Below are 23,386 nucleotides of genomic sequence, written 5' to 3' on the forward strand. Positions count from 1 at the left end.
GGCGGACTCGAGGAGAGGAGGAGCTCGCCCGGACGCTTCGCGGTCTAGGTCGTGGAGAAATCCACGACCGTCAGACCCGGGAGGATCAGTTGGTTCCCTTGCCGCCGCACTTGCCGGTAGCGACATTGAAGTTGCCGCAGGACAGAGGCGCGCGCCAATCGGAGATCAGGTCCTTGGAATCAGGCAGGTAGTCGGACCACTCGTCGCCCATCACCAGGCCGGGCGTCTGCGAGACGGTCTCGAACTGGCCGTCGGCCTGGATTTCGCCGATCAGCACCGGCTTGGTGATGTGGTGGTTCGGCATCATGGTCGAATAACCACCGGTCAGGTTCGGCACCGAGACGCCGACCACGGCGTCGATGACTTTGTCAGGATCAGTGGTGCCGGCCTTCTCGACAGCCTTCACCCACATGTTGAAGCCGACATAGTGGGCTTCCATCGGGTCGTTGGTGGTGCGCTTGTCGTTCTTGATGAACTTGTGCCAGTCGGCAATGAACTTCGCATTCTCCGGCGTGTCGATGCTCTGGAAGTAATTCCAGGCGGCGAGATGGCCGACGAGCGGCGTGGTGTCGAGACCGGCAAGCTCTTCCTCGCCGACCGAGAAGGCCATGACCGGGATATCCTCGGCCTTGATGCCCTGGTTGCCGAGTTCCTTGTAGAACGGCACGTTGGCGTCGCCATTGACGGTCGAGACGACGGCGGTCTTCTTGCCGGCCGAGCCGAACTTCTTGATCGCCGAGACCTCGGTCTGCCAATCGGAGAAGCCGAACGGCGTGTAGTTGACCATGATGTCTTCGGCGGCGACGCCCTTGGCCTTCAGATAGGCTTCGAGGATCTTGTTGGTGGTGCGCGGATAGACGTAGTCGGTGCCTTCAAGCACCCAGCGCTTCACCGAACCGCCATCCTCGCTCATCAGGTAGTCGACGGCCGGAATGGCCTGCTGGTTCGGCGCCGCGCCGGTGTAGAACACGTTGCGCTCGCTCTCCTCGCCCTCATACTGGACGGGATAGAACAGGATGTTGTCGAGCTCGCTGAACACCGGCAGCACCGACTTGCGCGACACGGAGGTCCAGCAGCCGAACACCGCCGCGACCTTGTCCTTGGAGATCAGCTCGCGTGCCTTTTCGGCGAACAGCGGCCAGTTGGAAGCCGGATCGACGACGACCGCTTCGAGTTTCTTGCCAAGCAGGCCGCCCTTTGCGTTCTGCTCTTCGATGAGCATCAGCATGGCGTCCTTCAGCGTCGTCTCCGAAATCGCCATGGTCCCCGACAGCGAATGGAGAATGCCCACCTTGATCGTGTCGTCAGCCGCTCTGGCGGGGACGCTCATCAGCAGGCCGGCCGTGACCACGCCTGCCGAAAACATTTTTGTTATTGTCGAGAAACTGCCCCTCATATTTCAAACTCCCAAGCTGGTTGATCGCATCGCAAACAGAACATGCAACGGCTGTGCCAACCCCAGGAGCAAAATTGAGTGGGCTGAGATTTCCTAGCTCTATCAGCCGGTTAATATATTAGCCGCTAAAGATGAGCGCCGCCGCCCGTGTTCCGCTTGAGAGAAAATGACCCGCCGCCGCCTAAATTTTGCTCACATGCCAACTAATGCACTTTTTTTGAGCAACGACACATCGACGATCGCGAACCGTTGCAGCGCTGCAGGAAAATGGGGCAAGCTCGATCTTCAAAAGAGCGACGTCATGGCCCCCAGGATTTCTCGTATTTTCAGCATAGTGCTCCTGGCTGCGGCCACCGGCGGCGCACACGCCGACTTCACCGACGGCAAATTGCCCGACGGCACCTATCACTGCGAAGTCTATCTGCTTGGCATGTTCCTCAGCCTTGGCGATATCATCATCAAAGGAAACGTCTATAGCGGCCCGGTGACCTTCGGGACCGCTCCGCAGGCTTACAATTATCAGATGAATGCAAACGGCGAGATCACCTGGCTAGGCCCGTTGGGCGGCTACACGACCGGCGGCAACTCGATCTCGCTTACGCAAGCCACCCTGGACGGCCAAACCAGCCCATCCTTCGACATCATCATGAAGCAGCCTGACGGCGCCTTCACCGCCTCGACCTGCACGAAACGTTGAACAGCCGACAAAAAGAGGCGCGGAACCTTGCGAGGCCCCGCGCCAGCAGACAGCCGGGAGGGGCTACGGCTAGATGCTCTTAGCCGACATCTGTTCAGCGATATAATCGGCCTGACGGATCGCCAGCGACACGATCGTCAATGTCGGATTTTCAGCACCGCCGGTGGTGAACTGGCTGCCGTCCGACACGAACAGGTTCTTGATGTCGTGCGCCTGGCCATGCTTGTTGACGACCCCGTCGGCCGCCTTTTCGCTCATCCGGTTGGTGCCGAGATTGTGGGTCGACGGATAGGGCGGCGTCGGGAAGGTCCGCGTCGCCCCGACCGCCGCGTACAGCGCCGAGCCCTGTTTGTAGGCGTGGTTGCGCATCGCGGTGTCGTTGGCATGGTCGTCAAAATGGACATCCGCCACCGGCATGCCGTGCTCGTCCTTGATATCGGCATGCAGCGTGATGCGGTTTTCCTCGCGTGGCATGTCTTCGCCGACGATCCACATGCCGGCCATATGGTCGTAATGATCGAGCGCCGTGGTGAAGGAACGTCCCCAGCCGCCGGGGTCAAGGAAGGCGGCCATGAACGGCAGGCCGAGCGACAGCGTCTCTAGCTCGTAGCCGCCGACGAAGCCGCGCGAGGGATCGTTGCGGGCCTCGTCGCGAATGATACCGGCCATGGTGGTGCCGCGATACATATGCACCGGCTTGTCGAAGATGCCGTAGACCGAGCCCGTGGTGTGGCGCATGTAGTTCTTGCCGACCTGTCCCGACGAATTGGCAAGGCCGTCGGGAAACTGGCTCGATGCTGAATTGAGCAGCAGCCGTGGGCTCTCGATCGAATTTCCGGCGACGGCGACGATGCGGGCCTTCTGTTCCTGGAGTTTGCCGTCTTTGTCGGCATAGACGACGCCGGTCACCTTGCCTGACGCATCGTGGTTGATCTTGATAGCCATGGCATTCGGCCTGACCTCGAGATGACCGGTCGCCTCGCCCTTCGGGATTTCGGTATACAGTGTCGACCACTTGGCGCCCCATTTGCAGCCCTGGAAGCAGAAGCCAGTCTGCTGGCAAGCATTGCGGTCGTCGCGCGGCTCGGAGTTGATCGCCATCCGGCCGGTGTGGCACTCCTTGTAGCCGAGCTTGTCGGCGCCGGCCTTCATCACCTTGAAGTTGTTGTTGCCGGGAAGGCCTGGGATGTTGTTGGTGAGTGTCACGCCGAGCTTGTCTTCGGCCTTTGCGTAGTAGGGTTCAAGATCGGCAAGCGTGATCGGCCAGTCGAGCAGGTTGGCGCCATCCAGCTTTCCGTAGGTCGAGAGCGTCTTGAATTCGTGCTCCTGTAAGCGCAGCGAGGCGCCTGCCCAGTGCGTGGTCGAACCGCCGACCGACTTGACGATCCAGGCCGGCAAGTTTGGAAAATCCTTCGCCACCCGCCAGTCGCCCGAGGTCGTGCGCTTGTCCGTCCAGGCGAGCTGGGCGAATGAATCCCACTCGTCGTTGATGAAATCCTCGTATTCGTGGCGGCCGCCCGCCTCCAGGATGACGACATCGATGCCCTTCTGGGCAAGCTCGTTGCCGAGCGTGCCGCCGCCGGCGCCCGAGCCGATGATGACGACCACGCCATCGTTCTTGAGATCAAATGGTGCTGCCATGGTTTCCTCCCATGATGTCTGTTGTGTGCGGTTGCGACGAGAGGCTCAGAGCCACTCGATATCGTCGAACCCGCGCGCCATGTAGCCGCCCTTGGAGTAGGACTCGCCTTCGTAGCCAAAAATCGGCCAGACCTCCTTCTGGTTGTAGAGGCCGACGACAAGTCCGCCGCGGACCGCCTGGAAGAACGGCGTGTCCTCGATCTCTCTCAGCACCGCGACGCGCTGCTCCTCCCAGCCGAGACCGGTGTAGCCGTCCTTGCCAGACTTCAGGTCGAGATCGGCGATGCCCTTTTCGATGAGATCCTTGTGGGCCGGGTCTTTGCCTGCCTGCTCATCGTGGGCCTTGACGGCGATTGCGTAATATTTGTCAGGCACCTGGTCGTGCGGATAGATGTCGCGCGCCATCTGGATCAGGGTCGCCATGGTTTCGGGCTTTAGCGCGGATGTTTGGAGACCCCAGGCATGTTGCGGACTGATGACGGCGCTGCCTGAAATGACCAGCAATGCGCCGACACCGCCGCGTTTCAGAAGCTCGCGGCGCGACAGCCCGGGCTTGCTTTCGTAAATCGTGACCATTTCTTCCTCCCTTGCTTGCTATTTGCACCGTGAAGGTGCCGTTGCTGGCGCCGCGCAGGTCGGCGCGGCCGCGATATCTCCTATTTGAACCGGCCCCGACGCTGCAGGACCTCGATCTTGTAGCCGTCGGGATCCTCGATGAAGAAGAAGCGCGCGAGCAGCGCTCCGTCGCGATTGAACTCGACGATCTTTTTCGGGTTCAGGCCAAGCGCGCCAAGCCGGTCGTGTTCGCTGTCCAGATCGATGACCGAAACCGCGAGATGGCCGTAGCCCTCACCGAGCGCATAAGGCTCTTCACGGCCCTTGTTGACGGTGAGCTCGAGCTCGAACTCCGCCTCGGCATTGCTCAGATAGACGAGCGTGAAAGTATCGAAATCGAGTCGTTCGGCGACATCCATCCCAAAGGCTTTCCGGTAGAAATCGACGGACCGGGCCTCTTCCAGAACCCGGATCATAGTGTGGATCGCCTTCGCCAAATGACACTCCCTTGCAGCAGCGCCATATGCGCGTCGGAATGATTATGCGCGCGTTTCGGCAAAGATGGTGGCAGCCGATTACCACGCGCTAATCTAACGACCGCGTGGCATCCTGCTTAAGGACGAAAGTCCGATTGCTGTTTTCCGCTTTCCAGCTGAAGATAATTGGTCACGATAGGCACTGCTCAAAGGCGCGAATCACTGCTGATTGCGCCCAAAAATCAACAAGAATGGCCAAAGCCAACAAGAAGGGAGGTAACCGATGTGCAGGGTTTTTGCCGGGCAGGATCCGGAGGGCTATCGACAGATCAACCGATCGATCCGTATCGACGGGCACTCGACCAGCATCCAGCTCGAGGCGACGTTCTGGGCTTTGCTCGACGAGATCGCCGACAGCCAGGGTCTGACGACGCCGAAATTCATCTCGAAGCTCTATGACGAGGCCATCGAGATCAACGGCCAGATTCCGAACTTCGCGTCGATGTTGCGCACGACCTGTGCTCTCTATCTGAAAGGCCATCGGCCAGGCATCGAAGAACACACGGCGCCTAAGCGGCAAGCAGCCTAGTTTTCGGCTGCAACGTCGAGCGCCAGCCGAGTCATGTCGGTGAAAAGCGCCTGGCGTTCGGAATAGTCGGTTTGCTCGCCGGTCACCACATTGTCGACGACGGTCAGGATCGACAGCGCCCGGGCGCCGAAATGTGCCGCGATGCGATAGAGCGCGCTGGTCTCCATATCCACCGCTAGCGCGCCTTCAGCCTGCACCTCGGCAAAGCGGGTCCGTCCCTGGGGATGATAGAATATGTCGCTGCAGGCCGTCAGCCCGGCCTGATGCTCGATGTCGAGTTCGGCAGCCTTGGCCAAGGCGCGGACGAATAGTGCCGGATCGGGGGCGGCAGCATCGTTGTAGAGCCCGAAAACCTGGCCGCTCTCTGCACTCTCACCTCGTACCGACTGCGAGATCACCAGGCTGCGCAGTTTCAGCCCGGCGGTCAGAGCGCCACAGGTACCGGTGCGGATCAGCGTCCTGACGCCGTAGAAGTCGAGCAGCTCATGCACGTAGATCAGGAACGACGGGACACCGATGCCCGTTGCCTGGATGCTGATGGGCTTACCGCGAAACAGGCCGGTAAAACCGAGGGCCTCCCTGCGACGGTTGACGCAGCGCGGCGCCTCCAGAAAGGTTTGCGCCATCCATTCGGCGCGTTGCGGATCGCCTGGCAACAGCACTGTTGCGGCGTAATCACCCTTGCCTGCCTCGTTGTGCGGCGTCACGGCATGCTCCCCAAAACCCGCCGTCCGTTTCACCCGCAATCATGGCAGCCTCGCGTCATTACGCAAGTGCGAGATTAGCAAACCCTAAGATTCAAGCACATCCTTCACGATTGTGGCCAGTTGCTTGAGCGAAAACGGCTTCGGCAGGAAACCGAAATGCGCGTCTGCCGGCAGGTTTTTGGCGAACGCATCCTCGGCGTAACCAGAAACGAAGACGAATTTGATGTCCGGTTGCCGCTTGCGCAATTCGCCAAGCAGCGTCGGCCCGTCCATTTCAGGCATCACCACGTCGGAAACGACGATGTCGACCTTGCCGCCAAGCGCCTCGAAGACTTCCAGCGCCTCGACGCCCGAGGACGCTTCGTGGACAGTGTAGCCGCGCGACGTCAACGCTCGCATGCCGCCCATGCGCACGGCATCCTCGTCCTCGACGAGCAGCACCGTGGCCGAGCCCGACAAATCCTTGGCTGCGTCGGCGATCTTTGCCGGTGCAGCCGGCGCCTCGCCGGGTTCGCCTGCCTTTCTCGCCTCTGCAATGTAGCGCGGCAAGAAGATGCGGAACACGGATCCCTTGCCGACTTCGGAATCGCAGAAGATGAAGCCGCCCGTCTGCTTGATGATGCCATAGACCATGGACAGGCCGAGGCCGGTGCCCTTGCCGACCTCCTTGGTGGTGAAGAAAGGTTCGAAAATCTTCTTGAGCACTTCGGGGGCGATGCCGCTGCCGGTGTCTTCGACTTCGACCACGACATAGTCGGCCGGCGCAAGCTCTCGGTAGGAAAGGCTCTTGCTCTCCTCGGTGGTCACGTTCCGGGTGCGCACGGTGAGGTCGCCGCCGGCCGGCATCGCATCGCGCGCATTGACCGCCAGATTGACCACCACCTGCTCGAACTGCCCGATATCGACCTTCACCGGCCACAGGTCGCGGCCATGATCGACCTTCAGCTTGATGTCGTTGCCGACCAGGCGGGCCAGCAGCATCCGGAGATCGGCAAGCACATCGGTCAGGTTGAGCACCTCCGGCCGCAGCGTCTGCTTGCGTGAGAAGGCCAGAAGCTGCCGCACCAGCGAGGCCGCCCGGTTGGCATTCTGCTTGATGTTCATGATGTCCGGGAAGGACGGGTCCGACGGGCGGTGGTTGGTCAACAAAAGGTCCGACGCCATGATGATGGCGGTCAGCACATTGTTGAAGTCGTGGGCAATGCCGCCGGCAAGCTGGCCGACCGCCTGCATCTTCTGGCTTTGCGCCATCTGGCCTTCGAGCGCCTTCTGCTCGGTGGTTTCGACGGCGTAGACGATGGCCGATTCTTCGGCGCCCTCGCTGGTGCCGTCGGCAACCGCGTTGACGTAGAAGCGCATGTGCCGCTCCTCATTGCCGGGCAGCAGCGTATCGATCGGTTCGATGTCGGCCTGCCGTTGTCGCGCCTTTTCAAACGCCACGGCAAAGGCGGGCCGGTCGCGCTCATGGATCACCGTGTCCAGCCGCACGCGCCGATCGACCGCGTCCCCATCGACGACGGAGGAAAACAGCGACAGGAAAGGCGCGTTGGTGCGCAAGATGCGTCCGCCGTTGTCGACAGCCGCTATTGCCATCGGCGTCGAATTGAAGAAGCGGGTGAAGCGTATCTCCGAGGCGCGAAGATCGGCGGAAGCGTCCTCGCCTTGCGTCCGGTTGAGCACGATGGTGCGCGTCGGACCGTTGACGCCCTCGCGGCTGGCCGACACCCGATGCATGAAACGCACGGGCAGCGCCTCGCCCTTCACTGTCGTCAGATCGAGATCGATGACCGCGTTGCGCGTGGTGCCGGGATCGGCCTTGACCGAGCGGACCAGCGCCATGCCGTCGCCGGCGACGATCTCCGGAAGCGTGACGGCACCGGGCGTGAAGCTCGTCAGGTCGATGCCCAGCCACTCCGCAAGCGTGGCATTGATGTAAGTGACGCGCCCTTCCTGGTCGGCCGAAAAGAAGCCGGCCGGCGCGTGGTCGAGATGGTCGATAGCCTTTTGCAGGTCGAGGAAGAACCGCTCCTGCTCGGCCCGTTCTTCCGAGATGTCGGCGAGTTGCCAGGCGAGCAAAGGCAGCCGCTGGCCCGGGACGCTGAAGGCGCGGGCGCGGGCGCGATACCAGCGCGCGCCCGGCTCGGCGCCGGGTCGAATGGATTGAGCAAGCCGAAACTCCCCGTCGCCGGGCTGGCCGTCGCGCAGGCCGGAGGCGAGCCGGTATATGGTCACCGAGGCCTCGGGAACATCGGACAGCAACCCTTCGACCGTCTTGAGATCCGCCGCCGACGCCGCGCCCGTCATGTCGGCATAGGCCCGATTGGCGTAAACGACACGCCCTTTGGTGTCGGTGACGAGAAGACCTTGCGACATTGAATCGACGAAGGCTTTCGACAGCTCGTCGCTCGTCGAGCGCGGTGTGATCTGCACGAAGCCGATGGCGGTGGCGAACAGGAAGCCGACGCCGATCATCGCCAGCACACCAAGCATTCCAAGCAGGAATGGATCGCCAAGACGCTCGCGGAAAAGGCCGAAGACGATCGCGGCGCCCGTCAAGACAACGATGAAGATGATGAGCCGGGTTACCGCACCCGGTCGCGTGTTCTGGTCGACGATCGGTACCGGATAGAAATCGCCCCGCGCTTCCTTGGCCATGTGCCCCCTGCTCGTGAATTCCGGTACTTGCCCCTGCCCGGTTGAATCACATTCTCAAGGTCCAGAAAAGGCCTTGGCGGCAAATGTCCGCTAAAAATGAGGCCGTTCGGCGCCCGGTGTGGTGAATTCGAAATTCGCGTCACCTTGCTGCAGCGCCAGGCGAATTTTCGGATTCGTCACACCAGCAACTTGCTGAAAATCCAGTGTGGTGTTTCAAGCTGTTCACGAAGCATGAAAGGCAACTTGCAGTGGCCTGCCGCAACAGTTTAGTGTCGCGTCTTCTTCGAAAGACGATTGGGGGCACCAATGCTGCAGTGGCTGGATAGCGTGGCGGGTCCTGGTTATGCCGCGGCGATCCTGTGGACGCTTGTCGCGCTTGTCCTTTTGGTCATCATTCTCCTTATCATCAAGCTGATCCGCAATCTGACCTTCGGAACATTCGTCGCCGGCGGCAGGAACCGCAAGACACGATTGGCCGTCATGGACGCCACCGCTGTCGACAGTCACCGCCGGTTGGTGCTGGTGCGCCGCGACGATATCGAGCACCTGCTGCTGATCGGAGGTCCGACCGACGTCGTCGTCGAACGCGACATCAGGCTGTCGGCGCTGCGCCGTCCTGCACTGACCGGAGATGGCGGCGGCCATCAGCTGGCACCGCGGCCGCCCGCCCCTCAACCCGCTCCTGCGCCAGTGAGGCAAGCACCGCCTCCGCAGCCGGTAAGCGCGGCCCCAACGCCTGTCCGGCCCTATCAGACGGCGCAGGCGCCGAAGCCAGCAGCGCAAAACCATCAGTCGGCGACGATCACGCCGCTGCCCGCCTATGGATCGGCGAACGCCAATGCCGTTCGACACGCGCCATCGCCGGCAAGACAGGATTCCCCGGCAAGGCAGGATTCTATCGACGATACGTTGATGAGGGAACTCGAGGTCTCGCTTGACGAACCACAGCCCGCCAAGCCGGAGAGTAAGCCGGCGGCAAAGGTGCCGCCGTCTCTCGATGACGAGATGACGAAGCTTCTCGGCGAGCTCTCCAGCCAGAAACGGTAACCGGCCAGGAACCGGCCCAGCGAATAGCCAACAAAAATGGCCGGAGACCGGCCATGACAAAGTTCGCTATTTGACCGCTTTTTAGACGCCTCGCCTGTGCTTCAGTCGTCGCGGTAGACCTTCTCGCGGCGCTCGTGGCGCTCCTGCGCCTCGATCGACAAGGTCGCGATCGGACGCGCATCGAGCCGCTTCAGCGCGATGGGCTCGCCGGTTTCCTCACAATAGCCGTAAGTGCCTTCATCAATGCGCTGGAGCGCGGAATCGATCTTTGAAATGAGTTTTCGCTGGCGATCGCGAGCGCGAAGTTCGATGGCGCGGTCGGTTTCCGAAGAGGCGCGATCGGCGAGATCGGGGTGGTTGGCGTTTTCCTGCTGCAGGATTTCGAGGGTTTCGCGCGCTTCGCGCAATATGTCATTCTTCCAGGTGACGAGCTTCAGGCGAAAGTAGGATTTCTGCCGCTCGTTCATGAACGGCTCGTCTTCGGAGGGTACGTAATCGGCGGTAACGATGTCGTTCATTCGACTCACCCAAACTGCCCCAATTTTGGCGCCTATATATTCGCGGAGCGAATGCTGCACAAGCGTAATCGACGACAGTTTCACGCAATTGTTAATGTCGGGCAAAACGGCACTGGCCGCATCATTCGCATGAAGGGCGCGGCCGAATTCGTTTATGATTCGTTGGGTTTGAAGGGTATCAGCCATTGTGCAAGAGGGCTTTCTCATGGCTAATCCTGCAGCGCCTTTTGACGAGTTTCGGTGTTAGGCACAAGCGAGGGGCCGGTGAGCAAGCTTTATCTGTTGAGGCATGCGAAGGCTGGATGGGCCCTGCCGGGCATGCGCGATTTCGATCGTCCGCTCGACGCATCCGGCCTCGCCGACGCCGAAACGATGGGTGCGGTCATGCGGGCCCGCAACTACATTCCGGACCTCACGCTTTGCTCCAAAGCAAAGCGAGCGCTGCAAACGCTGGAAGGCCTTGCCGGTCACACCGATACCGGCCGGGTCCTGTTCCTGGACGCGCTCTACAGCGAGGATGCCGCCTTCTATCTCAACATCATCCGCGGCAATGGCGGGCCAGACTCGCTGCTCGTCATCGGCCACAACCCGATGACGGAAGATCTCACTATCGCGCTTTCGGGCGACGGCGAAGAGGCTGCGAAGGGAATGCTAGACCACGGCTTCCCGACCGCCGGCATTGCGGTCGTCCGTTTTCCAGGCAGTCTTGCCGACGCCGCGCAAGGCACCGGCTATCTCGAAGCCTTCTTGACGCCGGTTGATCTCTGACGCCGTTTCAAATCCAGGTGGCAGCGTCTATATCGGAGCGTACCGAAGCCCCGAGAGAACCGATTTGGCATCATCGCTGACCACTTTCACCGACGAGGCGAAGATTGCCCTGGATACGCTGTCGGGGCGCGCTACAGGGCTTTTTTCGCCGTCGCTGCGCCTCGGCGTTACCGGCCTTTCTCGCGCCGGCAAGACGGTGTTCATCTCGGCGTTTGTCCACAATTTGCTCCATGGCGGGCGCTTGCCGCTATTCGCCGCGCAGAAATCGGGACGCATCGCCCGTGCCTTCCTCGAAGAGCAACCGGATGATGCGGTACCGCGATTCCAGTACGAGGATCATATCGCGGCCCTCGTCAACGACCGCCTCTGGCCGGATTCGACACGTGCCATTTCCGAACTGAGGCTCACCATCGAATATGAATCGGCCTCCGGCTGGAGCCGCATGTTTTCATCAGGCAGAGTGTCGGTCGATATCGTCGACTATCCCGGAGAATGGCTGCTCGACCTGCCGCTGCTCGGCAAATCCTACGGCGATTTCTCACGCGAAGCCTTCGAGATGGCCGTGCTGCCGGTGCGCGTCGACCTTTCGCAGGAATGGCGCGCGCTCTCCGCCGCAGTCGACCCGAAGGCGGACGCCGACGAAATGACGGCGCGCCGCCTCACCGAGAGCTTCGCCGCCTATCTCAAGGCATGCAAGCTCGACGAGCGGGCGCTTTCGACCTTGCCACCCGGCCGTTTCCTGATGCCCGGCGATCTTGAGGGCTCACCGGCGCTGACCTTCGCGCCCTTGCCGGACCTGAGCGAGCGGCGAGCGCGTTCGGGGTCGCTGCAGGCGATGATGGAGCGCCGCTACGAGGCCTACAAGACGCATGTCGTAAAGCCGTTCTTTCGGGAGCACATCACGCGCCTTGACCGCCAGATCGTGCTGATCGACGCCTTGCAGGCCTTGAACGCAGGCCCCGGCGCGATGGCCGATCTCGAACGCGCGGTGACCGAAATCCTCGCCTGTTTCCGCCCCGGCCGCGGCAATTTCCTGACAGACTTTTTTTCAAGGCGCATCGACCGCATATTGGTGGCGGCGACGAAGGCGGACCATCTGCATCACGAAAGCCACGACCGGCTGCAGGCGATCGTGCGGCGGCTTGCCGACCGTGCCGTGGCGCGGGCAAATTTCACCGGCGCCGATGTCGACGTGGTCGCCCTGGCGGCCGTGCGGGCGACCCGGGAGGGCACGGTCAAGCAAGGCCGTGAAACACTGCCGGTCATCATCGGCATACCGTTGAAGGGTGAAAGGATCAACGGCGAAGCATTTGATGGAAAGACCGAAACAGCCATATTTCCCGGCGACTTACCGGAAAAAATTGATGCAGTGTTCGATGTCTCTGGACCAGACCATCGGCAGGGCAACGACGACCCGGCGATCCGCTTTGTGCGCTTTCGCCCGCCAAAGCTCGAACGCACCGCTGAAGGCGTCACGCTGTCGCTGCCGCATATCAGGCTCGACCGCGCCCTGCAGTTCTTGATCGGAGATCATCTGGCATGACCGCGCCCCGCAAGCCGGCGGCATTTCGCATCGAGCCGGAAGCCGCGCCGAGGAAGGAACAGGCATCCTTGCGCCAGCCCGACGCCCCGTCAGCGCGAAAGCCACGCGCGGTGAAGACGGATGGCGCGGTCGTCGTGCCGGCCGAGATCGACGTCTTCGACGAGCCCGACATCGTCGTCGCCGAACCGCCGCCAGCGATCGCGACGCGGAAGCGTTCGTTGTTCGGCAGCCTGTTCTTCGGCGCATTGGGCGTTCTGGTTTCGCTGGCTGTCGGACTTTGGACCGACCAGCTGATTCGCGATCTGTTCGCGCGCGCCGAATGGCTGGGCTGGCTGGCCGCCGGGATGGCCGTGATCGCGGTGCTGGCGCTTCTGGTCATCCTTGTCCGCGAATTCCTGGCGATCGCCCGCCTCGCCGAGGTTGAAAAACTTCAGAAGCGGGCACTCGATGCCATCGCCCGCGACGACCCGAAAGCCGCTCGTGCAGTGGTCGACGAACTCTCGGCCTTTGTCGCGGCCAAGCCCGAAACCGCGGCCGGCAGACGCGCGCTGGCTGAGCTGCGCGACGAGGTCATCGACGGTGGCAATCTGGTGCGCCTGGCCGAGACCGAGATCCTCGGCCCCCTCGATGCGCGCGCCAAGGTTATGATCCTCGAAGCGGCAAAGCGTGTGTCGCTGGTGACGGCGGTCAGCCCTCGCGCCCTGGTCGACGTCGCCTATGTCGTGTTCGAAGCCGGCCGGCTGATTCGCCGCCTGTCGGAACTTTATGGCGGCCGGCCGGGCACGCTGGGGTTCTTCCGGCTGGCGCGCAGCGTTCTCGCCCATCTGGCGGTGACCGGCTCGATCGCCGTCGGCGACAGTTTCGTGCAGCAGATCGTCGGCCATGGCCTCGCTGCCCGGCTCTCGGCAAAACTTGGCGAAGGCGTCGTCAACGGCATGATGACCGCACGCATCGGCATCGCGGCGATGGAAACCGCGAGGCCCCTGCCCTTCAGCGCCACGAGACGGCCCGGCATGGGTGATTTCCTGTCCGCTCTGACATCGTTTGCGACAAAGAAAGAAAGGGAAACGGTGGCCTCCGGCAAGTGAAGAACCACCTACAGCGCCGCGTCCTTTTGGACGCGCAAAGGACGCTGTAGCGCTTTGATTTTGCGCATGATCCTCAACCCAAATCGATTCCGATTTTTAGGGCCATGCGCTAGCGGTGACGAAGCATTAACCAATCTTGTTCATGGTCGGACGTGTTCCAAACCAGTCTCTTTGTTGCCGGGTGTCGTCGATGAAAAGCGTGATCTTGTCCAACGTCCTGCCCCTGGCAGTCGTGGTTTCAACTACTGCCGGCCTGGTCGAAAAGACCTTTGCAGCAGAACCGGACAAGCAGTTCTTTCAATCGGTGGAAGGCAAATGGGTCGGCCCGGGAGAAATCGTCGCCGGCAAGTACAAGGGAACGAAATTCACCTGCAGTTTCACCGGCTCGACACCTGACGGCAAGATCGGCATGTCGCTCGACGGCGGTTGCCGGGTCGGCATGTTCACCCAGCAGATGTCGGCGACGATCCAGCGCAAGGGCCGCGAAGGCTACAAGGGCAGCTTCATGGGCGGCGCCGCCGGTTCCGGCCTCGACATCGTCGGCGGCAACGTGGTCAACGCCAACAAGGTCGTCTTCACCATCAACCGCAACCAGTTGCGCGGCGTCATGCAAGCTCTTGTTCCCAACGACAACTCGATGACGGTGACGATTGCGGTGCGCGTCGACCAGCAATTGGTGCCGGTCATCGGCATGAAGCTGAAGCGCGTCGATACACTCGAAGTCGGCTCCATCGCGCCGAACTGATTGCGCCGGCAGGCCGTGCGATGCCCTACTCTGGTTGCAAAAAAGCGGCAGCCACGGCCACCGCTTTTTGCAAAACTCAAATCGATGCTCAGCTCTTGATGGCGGTGGTCAGCTCATCGTAGGCCTTGCAGGCCTCGTCGGCCGTCGTAGTGCCTTGAAACTTGGTCGTGATCGCCTGGACCTTGGCGGTGAGATCGGCTGCCTTGGCCGGATCCTTGGTAATTGCCTCCTGAAGGGCAGCAGTCATGTCCTGAGCCTTCTTGGTCAGCATTTCGGTCGTGCATTCAGGTGCCTTCGAACAGGCCGAGCCGGCAAGTGCCGCGATGCCGACGGCAACAAGCAAAAACGTCTTCATGTCAGTCTCCCTCAAAAAGGGCCGCGACTTGATCGTCGCTCGCCCTCCACTGGCCGAAGCCGGGCGTCCTTAGCGCCCGATTGCCGAAACAAGCAACGCGGCCGGCGCATAAACTTGTGGAGCGCGCCTGCAACACTGCCGCACCGGTTTCCGGATTCGGACTGTTCGATTTCCGCCGAAGCCCCTATCTTGGCCGCTCGATGCCGCAGCACGTGCAGCGGTCCTTAAAAAGAACGGAACGGCAGGCATGGCGGCAGAAGCAGCGGGCAGCGATCTGATCCACGTGGTGGCGCTGCTCGCCGCAGGTGTTGTCGCCGTGCCGATCTTCAAGCGCATGGGGCTTGGTTCCATCCTTGGCTATCTGGCGGCCGGCGTGGTCATCGGCCCGTTCGGCATCGGCATCTTTTCCGAATCGGAAGCCATTCTTCACGTCGCCGAGCTCGGCGTCGTCATGTTCCTGTTCATCATCGGGCTGGAGATGCAGCCGTCGCGGCTGTGGGGCCTGCGCCGGGAGATATTTGGTCTCGGCGCGCTGCAGGTCGGCGTCTGCGCGCTGTTGCTGACCGGCGTCGGACTGGCGGGAGGTTTTCCGATCGCGCAATCCTTCGTCGCCGGCGCCGGCTTCGTGCTGACCTCGACGGCGATCGTCATGCAGCTCTTGGAAGAACGTGGTGAGATCGCCGTGCCCAAAGGCCAGCGCATCGTCTCTATCCTGCTACTCGAGGACCTGGCGATCGTGCCGCTGCTGGCCCTGATCGCCTTCCTGGCACCGGGCGGCGCCGATATGAGCTTGACCCAGCGGCTGACGGAGGTGGGCATCGGCCTTGCCGCCATCCTCGGGCTGGTGCTGGCCGGGCGTTTCCTCCTCAATCCGTTCTTCCGCATCCTGGCGGATGCCCGCGCCCGCGAGGTGATGACCGCAGCCGCCCTTCTGGTCGTTCTGGGGTCGGCGCTTGCCATGCAGCTCAGCGGCCTGTCGATGGCGATGGGCGCTTTCCTGGCCGGCGTGCTTTTGTCGGAATCCACCTTCCGCCATCAGCTGGAGGCCGACATCGAACCGTTCCGCGGCGTGCTGCTCGGGCTGTTCTTCCTTGCGGTCGGCATGTCGCTCAACCTGCAGGTGGTCGTCGAGAACTGGCGGCTCGTCGCCGTCTACGTCGTCGCCTACATGGTGATAAAGGCGATGGGCATCTATCTCGTCGCCCGCATCCTCAAGGCTGGTCACCGGGAAGCGATCGAGCGTGCCGTCTTCATGGCGCAAGGCGGCGAATTCGCCTTCGTTCTCTATTCCGCCGCCGCGACCGTCGGCATCATCGACAGTCAGGCTAACGCGACCCTGACGGCGATCGTCATCATCTCCATGGTGCTGACACCGCTGGCCACCCTGGCGTTGCGGTACTTGACGCCGCACGACGAGCAGTCGCTCGAAGGCGTCGACATCGCCGATGGCCTTACCGGCAGCGTGCTGATCATCGGCTTCGGCCGCTTCGGCCAGATCGCCAGCCAGCCGCTGCTGTTGCGCGGGATCGACGTGTCGATCATCGACAATGAGGTCGAAATGATCCAGGCGGCGGCCGATTTCGGTTTCAAGGTCTATTATGGCGACGGCACGCGGCTCGACATTCTGCGTGCCGCAGGCGCCGGCCGCGCGCGCGCCGTGTTGATCTGCGTCGACAAGCCCGATGTCGCCGTCCGCATCGCAGAGCTCATCAAGGCAGAGTTTCCCCTGCTGACCGTGCTCGCACGCGCCTTCGACCGCGGAACCGCACTGCAGTTGATTCGTGCCGACGTCGATTTCCAAATTCGCGAAACCTTCGAATCAGCGCTTGTCTTCGGCGGCTCTACACTGGAGGCGCTGGGCGTCGACCCGGCGGAAGTCGCCGTGGTGATCGAGGATGTCCGCCACCGCGACGCCGCCCGTTTCGAGTTGCAGCTTGCCGAAGGCGTTCGCGCCGGAGCGCGCTTCCTCAAGGGCAATATCGGCACGCCCATTCCGACCCCGCTCAGCCAGCCGCGCCGCACCGGTCAGGCGCTTAATGAAGAGACCGCCGACGTTCTGCATAAATCCGAGCCTGCGGACTAAACACGTGGAGCAAATAGATGACCGAACTGGACGAGCGCGCGCTTTCCGTCACCAAATTCTGGCGTGACGCCGGGAAGGATGCATGGTTCGAGAAGCATGACGCCTTCGACGCAGAGTTCCGCAACCGGTTTCTCGATCTGCATTACGCTGCCGCACGGCGTGAATGTGACGACTGGTCGGAGCATGCCGAAGGCTCACTGGCGCTGATGATCCTGCTCGACCAATTCCCGCGAAACTGCTTTCGTGGCACCGGCCATATGTATGCCACCGACCCGCTGGCAAGGCATTTCGCCGAAAAGGCGATCGCCGCCGGCCAGGATCTGGCGCTCGACGAAGACCTGCGCGCCTTCCTCTATTTGCCGTATGAGCATTCGGAGCATCTCGCCGACCAGCTCAAATCGATGGACCTCTTTACCGCCAAAGCCCAATCCAACCTGAAATATGCGGTCGAGCACCTGGAGATCATTCAGCGCTTCGGCCGCTTTCCGCATCGAAACAGGATGCTTGGCCGCGAGACGACGCCGGAAGAACAGGTCTTCCTCGACGGGGGCGGATTTTCCGGCTGAGCTCAGTGCGTCGGACCCAAAAGTGGCTACCGGTCTTGCGTCCGATGCTTAGGCCCGCCACCAATCCCGACCAGACGGCAATTGCTCGATGCCGGCGCTGTCGAGAGCGGCAAGCCGCTCCTGTACGCTTCTGCCGCCGACGGTGAGGCCAGGCGCGATCTCGGCCAGCGGTGCCAGAACGAAGGCGCGCTCCAGCATGCGCGGATGCGGCACTTCCAGCCCGGTTTCGTGGATGATCCGATCGCCGAACACCAGAATGTCGATGTCGATCAGGCGTGGACCCCAGCGCTCCTCGCGCACCCGCTTCAGTCTGCGCTCGACGTCGAGGCAGAGATCGAGCAATGCATGTGGTGCGAGAGCAGTCGAAATTTCGGCAGCCACATTGAGAAAATCCGGCTGGTCGAGCTTGCCCCAAGGTGGCGTGCGGTAAAGCGAGGAGACGACGACGACGCGCGTGTTCTCGTCGGCGTCCAGCATGCGCAGCGCCGCGCCCATCGACCTTGCCGGGTCGCCGAGATTGCCGCCAAGGCTAAGGTAAACCGTGTTATTCGGGCCAGACAACGGTCACCTCGACATGATCGAGCACGCCGGGCACCGGCGCGTTCGGCTTGCGCACAGTGATCTCGGCCTTTTTGATCTGGGGAAACCGGGCCGTCAGCGCCCGGGCCACCTCCAACGCCAGCGCTTCTATCAGAAAACGCCTCTCCCCGGTTATGATCCTTTCGATCACCCCGAAGGCGATACCATAGTGGACGGTATCCTCGATGGAATCATCGACCAGCGCGCGGCCGGGTTCGACGGTGAGCGCAGCGTCGACATAGAAGCGCTGGCCGAGTGTCTCCTCCTCATCCAGCACGCCGTGCCGGGCGAAAAAGGCGCAGTTCTTCATGCGGATGACATACATCGCTCAGCGTCCCGCTCGATTAGAGCGAGGCGCGTCCACTTGGATGCACAAAACGACGCTCTAACGCTTTAAATCTACGCATAGGCTCGAAAATCGATTCCGATTTTCGAGCCTATGCGGTGGTTTCACGCGCCAGCATAGCATCCGCAAGCGCCAGCGCATCCACATTGATTGCGACATCGTGGACGCGAAAAAGCTGCGCGCCCTTGAGTCTCAGGATGACGCTCGTCGCCGCTGTTCCGGCACCCCTGGCCGAGGCGTCGCGGCCGGTGACAGCGCCGACGAAGCGCTTTCGCGATGTGCCCGCCATCAGCGGAAAGCCCAAGGCATCGAGTTCGGAAAACCGTGCCATCAGGTCGAGATTTTCCTCCGCTGTTTCCTTGGCGAAGCCAAATCCCGGATCGAGCACGATTTGGTCGTCGGCAACGCCGCTTCGCCGGGCGATTTCCAACGATTTCCTGAGGAAGAAAAGCTGATCCTCGATCACGTCGGGCAGTTTTTGCCGGTCACGCCCGGTGTGCATGATGATAAGCCCGGCGCCGGTCTCTGCCGCGATGCGCGCGATGCCGGGCTCGCGCTGCAGGCCCCAGACATCGTTGACGATATGCGCGCCGGCGGCGACGGCAAGCCGGGCGGTGTCCGCGCGATAGGTGTCGACCGAAATCAGCGTCTCGCCAAGCCTGGCCAGCGCCTCGATGACGGGCAGCACGCGGGCCTGCTCTTCTTCGATGGTTATCGCAGATGCGCCGGGGCGTGTCGATTCCCCGCCGACGTCAATGACGGAGGCCCCCTCCTCCACCATCCGGCGCGCCTGGGCCATCGCCTGTTCGGGCGCAACGAACAGCCCGCCGTCGGAAAAACTGTCCGGCGTGACATTGAGGATACCGACGACCACGGCCTTGCTGCCAAGGTCGAGATGGCGCCCATGCGCCAGCTGCCATCGCCCTGTCGTCATTGTCCATCAACCATGTATGATCCGCCAAAGATCAATTCCGTTGCGCCGGCAACGGCCGTAACGCAAGGTGGGCAAAGAGGCAACATGATGAAACGATCCCTGCTTTGCGCCCTGATGCTCGCTTTTTCCGCCTTGCCGGCGGGCACAGCGAGCTTGGTGAAGACATATAGCTACTTCAGCATCGGCGGCAGAACGCTCGATGATATCGGAACCCAGCTTACGAAACTCGGGCCCCAGGTGAAAAGCACGGGGATGCGGCATCCAGGCGCCACACAGATGGCGTTCACCACCCGCGTAAGCTACGCGGAAAAATCGAATTCCTGCCGGATTGCCGACGCCAACGTCACCGTCAAGGTCAAGGTCATCCTTCCCGAATGGCGCCGCTCGGGCAAGGCCGATGCGGGCGTAAGGCTTTTCTGGGACACGTTGTCGGCCGACATCAAGCGCCATGAGGACCGCCATGTCGAAATCGCCAAGAACCATGCCCGCGAACTCGAGGATGCGCTGAAGGCGACCTACCCGCGGAAGAATTGCCAGGAGGCCAAGACCAAGGCCGCGGAAATCGCTGCCGCTATTCTTGCCAAGCACGACCGGGCCCAGGTGCAATTCGATCGCGTCGAAACCATCAATTTCGAAAGCCGCATCCTGCGGCTGCTGCGCTATCGCATGGAGCGCATCGAGAACGGCCGGCTGCCGGGTTAGTTTGGGCCAGATGATAACGATTTAGGCACTGGCAGGGCCTTCGCCCCGACACATCAGGCATCGCCTGCTATTGCCACGCCGCTGTTATACGAAACGCATGCCGGCCGGCGATCCCGCCTGGCGGGATTCGAAGCCCCGTTGCCCTAACGAGGTCCACAGCCCAAATTCAGAGGGTCCGATTTCCGGCCTATCGCCGTCACCGGCGCTTAGACGGACGACCTCGGCTCTTCCTCTGGAAACGGTGCCGCCGGCGGACGGACGGAGTGGATCGATTGACAGATCTGTCAGCGAAGCGGCCACGGCGCCGATAGCGGCGCCGTCTCACTTTTCTCCTGCGTGCCCCACGTCTGCATTTGACATCCCCAAGCCGGGCTACCGTATATCCGTGATGTCTCAATAATGTACCGAGGCCAGACGGCTGCCGTAAGCTCCTTGCACTGGCCCTCATTGCGTCTTACGTTTGGCGCATCGATTAAGTAAGGGTATGATAATGCCGGAGACTGCAACCCTGTCCTCGAAGTTCCAGATATCGATCCCCAAGGCGATCCGGACCGCCCAGCATTGGGAAGCGGGTTTGACCTTTGCCTTCATCCCGAAGGGAACGGGCGTGCTACTCGTCCCTGTGCCGAAGCGGGAAGCGCTGAAGGGGCTGGCGAAGGGCGCTTCGGCGACGGAATATCGCGACCGGTCGGACCGTTTGTGATGGTGCTCGTCGATACCTCGGCTTGGATCGAATGGCTGATAGGCTCTCCAACGGGAGAGCAGGTGGCCGAGCATCTGCCCGAGCAAGCCGACTGGCTCGTTCCGACCATGGTGCAGTTGGAACTCGCAAAATGGCTCACTCGCGAAGTAGGCGAAGACAAAGCCGATCAGACCATCGCCTTTACGCAGGTCTGCACGGTGGCCCCGCTTGACACGGAAATCGCCCTAGCGGCCGCCGAAGCCTGCCGGAAGCACAAATTGGCGACCGCAGATGCGATCATTTTCGCAACCGCTCGGGCGCATGACGCGACGCTCCTGACTTGTGACAAGCATTTCGAGAGCCTGCCAGTCGTCACCCTCATCGAAAAGATCTAGCGCTGACATTGTTGGGCCGCGGGATGATGTCGGCTCCGGCAGCTCACGACCCATTGCTGCCGCTCGCCGAAATCGGCGGCGATGTCCGAGGCTGGCCCCATTGCAGGCCCTGAAAAGCTCGCAAAGCCGAACTTTGCGAGCGACTTAGGATTACGTCAGGAATAAATGACGGGTTGGCGCATTCCGCTCTAGGAAAAGGAATTGGCCGAGCGACCGCTTTCCACCCTGAGCTGCCCTACGCGTCGGGTACCAAGCGTCAGGCTTTCACCACTAGCCGGCGACGCCGAGCTTCTTCTGCAGGCTGGTCGACGAGGTCGTATACTGGAATACGATGCGCTCGCCGGGGCTGACGATGCGCTTGGCTGCCTGCGCCATCAGGGCGACCTCATGGAAGCCCGATAGGATCAGCTTCAGCTTGCCGGGATACCAGTTGATGTCGCCGACGGCAAAGATGCCCGGTACCGACGTCTGGAATTTCTCGGTGTCGACCGGGATCATGTTCTCATGAAGATTGAGGCCCCACTCGGCGATCGGTCCGAGCTTCATGGTCAGGCCGAAAAACGGCAGCATCCGCGTGCACGGCACCTCGGTGTCACCGTCCGGTCCCTTGATGGTCGCGGAGGAAAGCTGGCCGTCCGTGCCGGTCAGTCCCGTCACCTGCCCGACCTGGAAATCCAGTTCCTTCATTTCTTGCATGGCGTACATCTTGTTGACGCTGTCGGGCGCCGCGCGGAATTCCGGCCGCCGGTGGACCAGCGTCACGCTCTTGGCCACCGGCTGCAGGTTCAGCGTCCAATCGAGCGCCGAATCGCCGCCACCGACGATGACGAGGTCGTGGCCGCGGAATTCCTCCATCCGGCGAACCGAGTAGAAGACGCTCTTGCCTTCGTAAAGCTCGATGCCCGGGATCGGCGGCCGCTTCGGCTGGAACGAGCCGCCGCCGGCGGCGATGACCACAACCTTGGCTTCAAACACCTCGTTCTCGTCGGTGACGACGCGAAAGCTGCCGTCATCGAGTTTTTCGAGGCTCGAGACCATGCGGTTAAAGGTGAAGTCGGGCTTGAACGGCGCAATCTGCTCAAGCAGCTTGTCGACTAGGCCCTGCGCCGAGATCGATGGCCAGCCGGGAATGTCGTAGATCGGCTTTTCCGGATAGAGTTCGGCGCATTGCCCGCCGGGCCGGTCGAGTATGTCGATCAGATGGCATTTCATATCGAAGAGGCCGAGCTCGAACACGGCGAACAAGCCGACAGGCCCCGCCCCGACAATCAATGCGTCCGTCCTGGTGATATCGGTCATGAATGCGCCTTCGATGCGCAGGGCCTCGAAAACCGGAATCGATTTTCGCTGGGGATCATGCGCCAATCACAGTGCTACAGCGCCCTTTGCGCGTCCAAGCGGACGCACGGCGCTGTAGAGAACGGCGCGACACTGCATGACCATTGGCCCGCTGCCAAGCCGGGGCCGGAAAAATCGGCTATAAACCCCGCTTCAGCCTTCACGCCTCAGCCTTGGCGGGCGGGCACGCGCACAACCAGGCCGTCGAGTGCGTCGCGCACCTTGATCTGACAGGAGAGCCGCGAGTTCGGCTGGACGTCGTAGGCGAAGTCCAGCATGTCCTCTTCCATGGCTTCCGGCTCGCCGACCTCCGCCGTCCATGCCTCGTCGACATAGACATGGCAGGTCGCGCAGGCGCAGGCGCCACCACATTCGGCCTCGATCCCCGGCACGGCGTTGCGGATCGCGTTTTCCATGACGGTCGAGCCGTTTTCGGCATCCACGTCAAAATGTGTGCCGTCATGGGCGATGAAGGTCAGCTTGGTCATTTGTCACCTGAAGGGAGTCTCAGCCGAGATAATCACTCCGGCAGACAAGTCAACTGCCGCGCAAAAGCGGCGCTCTATGCCGTTTTTTTCGGAAATGGGTTTAACGGCTGATGGCGGCGACGAAATCGCGGACTTCTTCGATCAGCGAGCCAAGCCGCTTGAGGGTATTGGTATCTTCAGGCTGAAGTTCGATCGCGCTGGCGCAATCGGCAATGGCGAAGGCGCCGATGCCGCGCGCCGAGCCCTTCAGCCCGTGCGCCAGAAGCAGTCGTTGCCTCACATCGGCGTCGACGATCTTGTCGCGAACGGACAGCGCCTGCTGCACGAACAGCGCCAGCACCTCCTGCTCGAGGCTGCGGTCGCCCATCGTCTGGCGCGCGAGATGCGCCAGGTCCACCGGCCGCGACCCGGCCGTTCCCGATACGTCGCCGCCGGGCATCGAGAAGGCAATGCCGTTTTCGCCACGCATGAATCTGCAACTCCATTGTTCGAC

Annotated in this window: 26 protein-coding genes; 12 read left to right on the forward strand and 14 right to left on the reverse strand. The window is 61.8% G+C overall.

Going from position 1 to position 23,386, the window contains the following annotated elements; translation table 11 throughout:
* Window positions 1-85 precede the first annotated feature (85 nt).
* Complete coding sequence (urtA, locus tag EOC93_RS06085; protein WP_095485318.1) at window positions 86-1,396, reverse strand: urea ABC transporter substrate-binding protein; 1,311 nt, start codon at window positions 1,394-1,396, stop codon at window positions 86-88.
* 301 nt (window positions 1,397-1,697) lie between these two features.
* Here urtA and EOC93_RS06090 point away from each other — a divergent pair, with 301 nt between their 5' ends.
* A complete protein-coding gene (locus EOC93_RS06090) occupies window positions 1,698-2,093 on the forward strand; it encodes a hypothetical protein (protein ID WP_127204155.1) in 396 nt (131 codons plus the stop codon).
* Between the two features lie 69 nt (window positions 2,094-2,162).
* Here EOC93_RS06090 and EOC93_RS06095 read toward each other — a convergent pair whose 3' ends face one another.
* From EOC93_RS06095 to EOC93_RS06105, 3 genes are all read right to left on the reverse strand, one after another.
* The gene (locus EOC93_RS06095; protein WP_126106437.1) at window positions 2,163-3,734 is read right to left on the reverse strand and encodes a GMC family oxidoreductase; all 1,572 of its coding nucleotides are present in this window, start codon (window positions 3,732-3,734) and stop codon (window positions 2,163-2,165) included.
* Window positions 3,735-3,779: 45 nt separating this feature from the next.
* Window positions 3,780-4,310, reverse strand: a complete 531-nt coding sequence (locus tag EOC93_RS06100; protein WP_127204127.1) for a gluconate 2-dehydrogenase subunit 3 family protein — start codon at window positions 4,308-4,310, stop codon at window positions 3,780-3,782.
* An 80-nt stretch (window positions 4,311-4,390) separates the two neighbouring features.
* Window positions 4,391-4,786: a VOC family protein gene (locus tag EOC93_RS06105; RefSeq protein ID WP_127204128.1), complete on the reverse strand. Its 396-nt coding sequence runs from the start codon at window positions 4,784-4,786 to the stop codon at window positions 4,391-4,393.
* A 262-nt stretch (window positions 4,787-5,048) separates the two neighbouring features.
* Here EOC93_RS06105 and EOC93_RS06110 point away from each other — a divergent pair, with 262 nt between their 5' ends.
* On the forward strand, window positions 5,049-5,354 hold the full coding sequence (locus tag EOC93_RS06110; RefSeq protein ID WP_127204129.1) for a ribbon-helix-helix domain-containing protein: 306 nt from the start codon (window positions 5,049-5,051) through the stop codon (window positions 5,352-5,354).
* On the opposite strand, the gene EOC93_RS06115 is transcribed toward EOC93_RS06110, so the two are convergent.
* Window positions 5,351-6,061 (reverse strand): DeoD-type purine-nucleoside phosphorylase, encoded by a 711-nt coding sequence (locus EOC93_RS06115; RefSeq protein ID WP_127204130.1) that lies wholly within the window; start codon window positions 6,059-6,061, stop codon window positions 5,351-5,353. The two genes, EOC93_RS06110 and EOC93_RS06115, sit on opposite strands and share 4 nt — an antisense overlap.
* An 84-nt stretch (window positions 6,062-6,145) precedes the next feature.
* Complete coding sequence (locus EOC93_RS06120; protein ID WP_095485324.1) at window positions 6,146-8,716, reverse strand: PAS domain-containing sensor histidine kinase; 2,571 nt, start codon at window positions 8,714-8,716, stop codon at window positions 6,146-6,148.
* Window positions 8,717-9,022: 306 nt separating this feature from the next.
* On the opposite strand from EOC93_RS06120, the gene EOC93_RS06125 reads away from it, so the two are divergent.
* Window positions 9,023-9,763, forward strand: coding sequence for a flagellar biosynthetic protein FliO (locus EOC93_RS06125; protein WP_164759055.1), 741 nt, complete (start codon window positions 9,023-9,025; stop codon window positions 9,761-9,763).
* Between the two features lie 101 nt (window positions 9,764-9,864).
* Here the strand turns inward: EOC93_RS06125 and dksA are convergent, their stop codons facing one another.
* Window positions 9,865-10,281: an RNA polymerase-binding protein DksA gene (gene dksA / locus EOC93_RS06130; protein ID WP_006202025.1), complete on the reverse strand. Its 417-nt coding sequence runs from the start codon at window positions 10,279-10,281 to the stop codon at window positions 9,865-9,867.
* Between the two features lie 264 nt (window positions 10,282-10,545).
* Here dksA and EOC93_RS06135 point away from each other — a divergent pair, with 264 nt between their 5' ends.
* The 4 genes from EOC93_RS06135 to EOC93_RS06150 all read left to right on the forward strand — a co-directional run bounded on the left by EOC93_RS06135 (window position 10,546) and on the right by EOC93_RS06150 (window position 14,425).
* Window positions 10,546-11,049 (forward strand): histidine phosphatase family protein, encoded by a 504-nt coding sequence (locus EOC93_RS06135; RefSeq protein WP_127204131.1) that lies wholly within the window; start codon window positions 10,546-10,548, stop codon window positions 11,047-11,049.
* A 64-nt stretch (window positions 11,050-11,113) separates the two neighbouring features.
* Entirely contained in the window at window positions 11,114-12,592 is a 1,479-nt protein-coding gene (locus EOC93_RS06140) for a YcjX family protein (RefSeq protein WP_127204132.1), read from the forward strand.
* Window positions 12,589-13,680, forward strand: a complete 1,092-nt coding sequence (locus EOC93_RS06145) for a YcjF family protein (protein WP_127204133.1) — start codon at window positions 12,589-12,591, stop codon at window positions 13,678-13,680. Before EOC93_RS06140 ends, EOC93_RS06145 begins: the two co-directional genes overlap by 4 nt.
* A gap of 190 nt (window positions 13,681-13,870) precedes the next feature.
* Window positions 13,871-14,425 (forward strand): hypothetical protein, encoded by a 555-nt coding sequence (locus EOC93_RS06150; protein WP_095485328.1) that lies wholly within the window; start codon window positions 13,871-13,873, stop codon window positions 14,423-14,425.
* Window positions 14,426-14,513: 88 nt separating this feature from the next.
* On the opposite strand, the gene EOC93_RS06155 is transcribed toward EOC93_RS06150, so the two are convergent.
* Entirely contained in the window at window positions 14,514-14,780 is a 267-nt protein-coding gene (locus EOC93_RS06155) for a hypothetical protein (RefSeq protein WP_095485329.1), read from the reverse strand.
* Between the two features lie 247 nt (window positions 14,781-15,027).
* Between EOC93_RS06155 and EOC93_RS06160 the strand changes: the two genes are divergently transcribed.
* Together EOC93_RS06160 and EOC93_RS06165 are read left to right on the forward strand one after the other, a co-directional pair.
* Entirely contained in the window at window positions 15,028-16,863 is a 1,836-nt protein-coding gene (locus EOC93_RS06160; protein ID WP_127204134.1) for a monovalent cation:proton antiporter-2 (CPA2) family protein, read from the forward strand.
* Between the two features lie 17 nt (window positions 16,864-16,880).
* Window positions 16,881-17,429, forward strand: coding sequence for a DUF924 family protein (locus EOC93_RS06165; protein WP_127204135.1), 549 nt, complete (start codon window positions 16,881-16,883; stop codon window positions 17,427-17,429).
* A gap of 48 nt (window positions 17,430-17,477) precedes the next feature.
* Here the strand turns inward: EOC93_RS06165 and folK are convergent, their stop codons facing one another.
* From folK to folP, 3 genes are all read right to left on the reverse strand, one after another.
* Complete coding sequence (gene folK / locus EOC93_RS06170; RefSeq protein ID WP_127204136.1) at window positions 17,478-17,990, reverse strand: 2-amino-4-hydroxy-6-hydroxymethyldihydropteridine diphosphokinase; 513 nt, start codon at window positions 17,988-17,990, stop codon at window positions 17,478-17,480.
* Complete coding sequence (folB, locus tag EOC93_RS06175) at window positions 17,974-18,333, reverse strand: dihydroneopterin aldolase (RefSeq protein WP_095485333.1); 360 nt, start codon at window positions 18,331-18,333, stop codon at window positions 17,974-17,976. Before folB ends, folK begins: the two co-directional genes overlap by 17 nt.
* A gap of 112 nt (window positions 18,334-18,445) precedes the next feature.
* A complete protein-coding gene (gene folP, locus EOC93_RS06180) occupies window positions 18,446-19,288 on the reverse strand; it encodes a dihydropteroate synthase (RefSeq protein WP_127204137.1) in 843 nt (280 codons plus the stop codon).
* 84 nt (window positions 19,289-19,372) lie between these two features.
* Between folP and EOC93_RS06185 the strand changes: the two genes are divergently transcribed.
* The 3 genes from EOC93_RS06185 to EOC93_RS06195 all read left to right on the forward strand — a co-directional run bounded on the left by EOC93_RS06185 (window position 19,373) and on the right by EOC93_RS06195 (window position 21,067).
* Window positions 19,373-19,990 (forward strand): DUF922 domain-containing protein, encoded by a 618-nt coding sequence (locus tag EOC93_RS06185; protein ID WP_164759056.1) that lies wholly within the window; start codon window positions 19,373-19,375, stop codon window positions 19,988-19,990.
* Between the two features lie 484 nt (window positions 19,991-20,474).
* Window positions 20,475-20,693 (forward strand): AbrB/MazE/SpoVT family DNA-binding domain-containing protein, encoded by a 219-nt coding sequence (locus EOC93_RS06190; protein WP_280953365.1) that lies wholly within the window; start codon window positions 20,475-20,477, stop codon window positions 20,691-20,693.
* Entirely contained in the window at window positions 20,693-21,067 is a 375-nt protein-coding gene (locus EOC93_RS06195; RefSeq protein ID WP_095485336.1) for a type II toxin-antitoxin system VapC family toxin, read from the forward strand. The genes EOC93_RS06190 and EOC93_RS06195 overlap by 1 nt, the downstream gene beginning before the upstream one ends.
* A 270-nt stretch (window positions 21,068-21,337) precedes the next feature.
* Here EOC93_RS06195 and EOC93_RS06200 read toward each other — a convergent pair whose 3' ends face one another.
* The 3 genes from EOC93_RS06200 to EOC93_RS06210 all read right to left on the reverse strand — a co-directional run bounded on the left by EOC93_RS06200 (window position 21,338) and on the right by EOC93_RS06210 (window position 23,362).
* On the reverse strand, window positions 21,338-22,366 hold the full coding sequence (locus EOC93_RS06200) for an NAD(P)/FAD-dependent oxidoreductase (RefSeq protein WP_126106421.1): 1,029 nt from the start codon (window positions 22,364-22,366) through the stop codon (window positions 21,338-21,340).
* Window positions 22,367-22,572: 206 nt separating this feature from the next.
* Complete coding sequence (locus tag EOC93_RS06205; protein WP_006334837.1) at window positions 22,573-22,893, reverse strand: 2Fe-2S iron-sulfur cluster-binding protein; 321 nt, start codon at window positions 22,891-22,893, stop codon at window positions 22,573-22,575.
* 100 nt (window positions 22,894-22,993) lie between these two features.
* The gene (locus EOC93_RS06210) at window positions 22,994-23,362 is read right to left on the reverse strand and encodes an Hpt domain-containing protein (RefSeq protein WP_095485577.1); all 369 of its coding nucleotides are present in this window, start codon (window positions 23,360-23,362) and stop codon (window positions 22,994-22,996) included.
* Window positions 23,363-23,386: the final 24 nt, after the last annotated feature.

The organism is Mesorhizobium sp. M6A.T.Ce.TU.002.03.1.1, from assembly GCF_003997275.1.
Lineage (GTDB): Bacteria > Pseudomonadota > Alphaproteobacteria > Rhizobiales > Rhizobiaceae > Mesorhizobium > Mesorhizobium mediterraneum.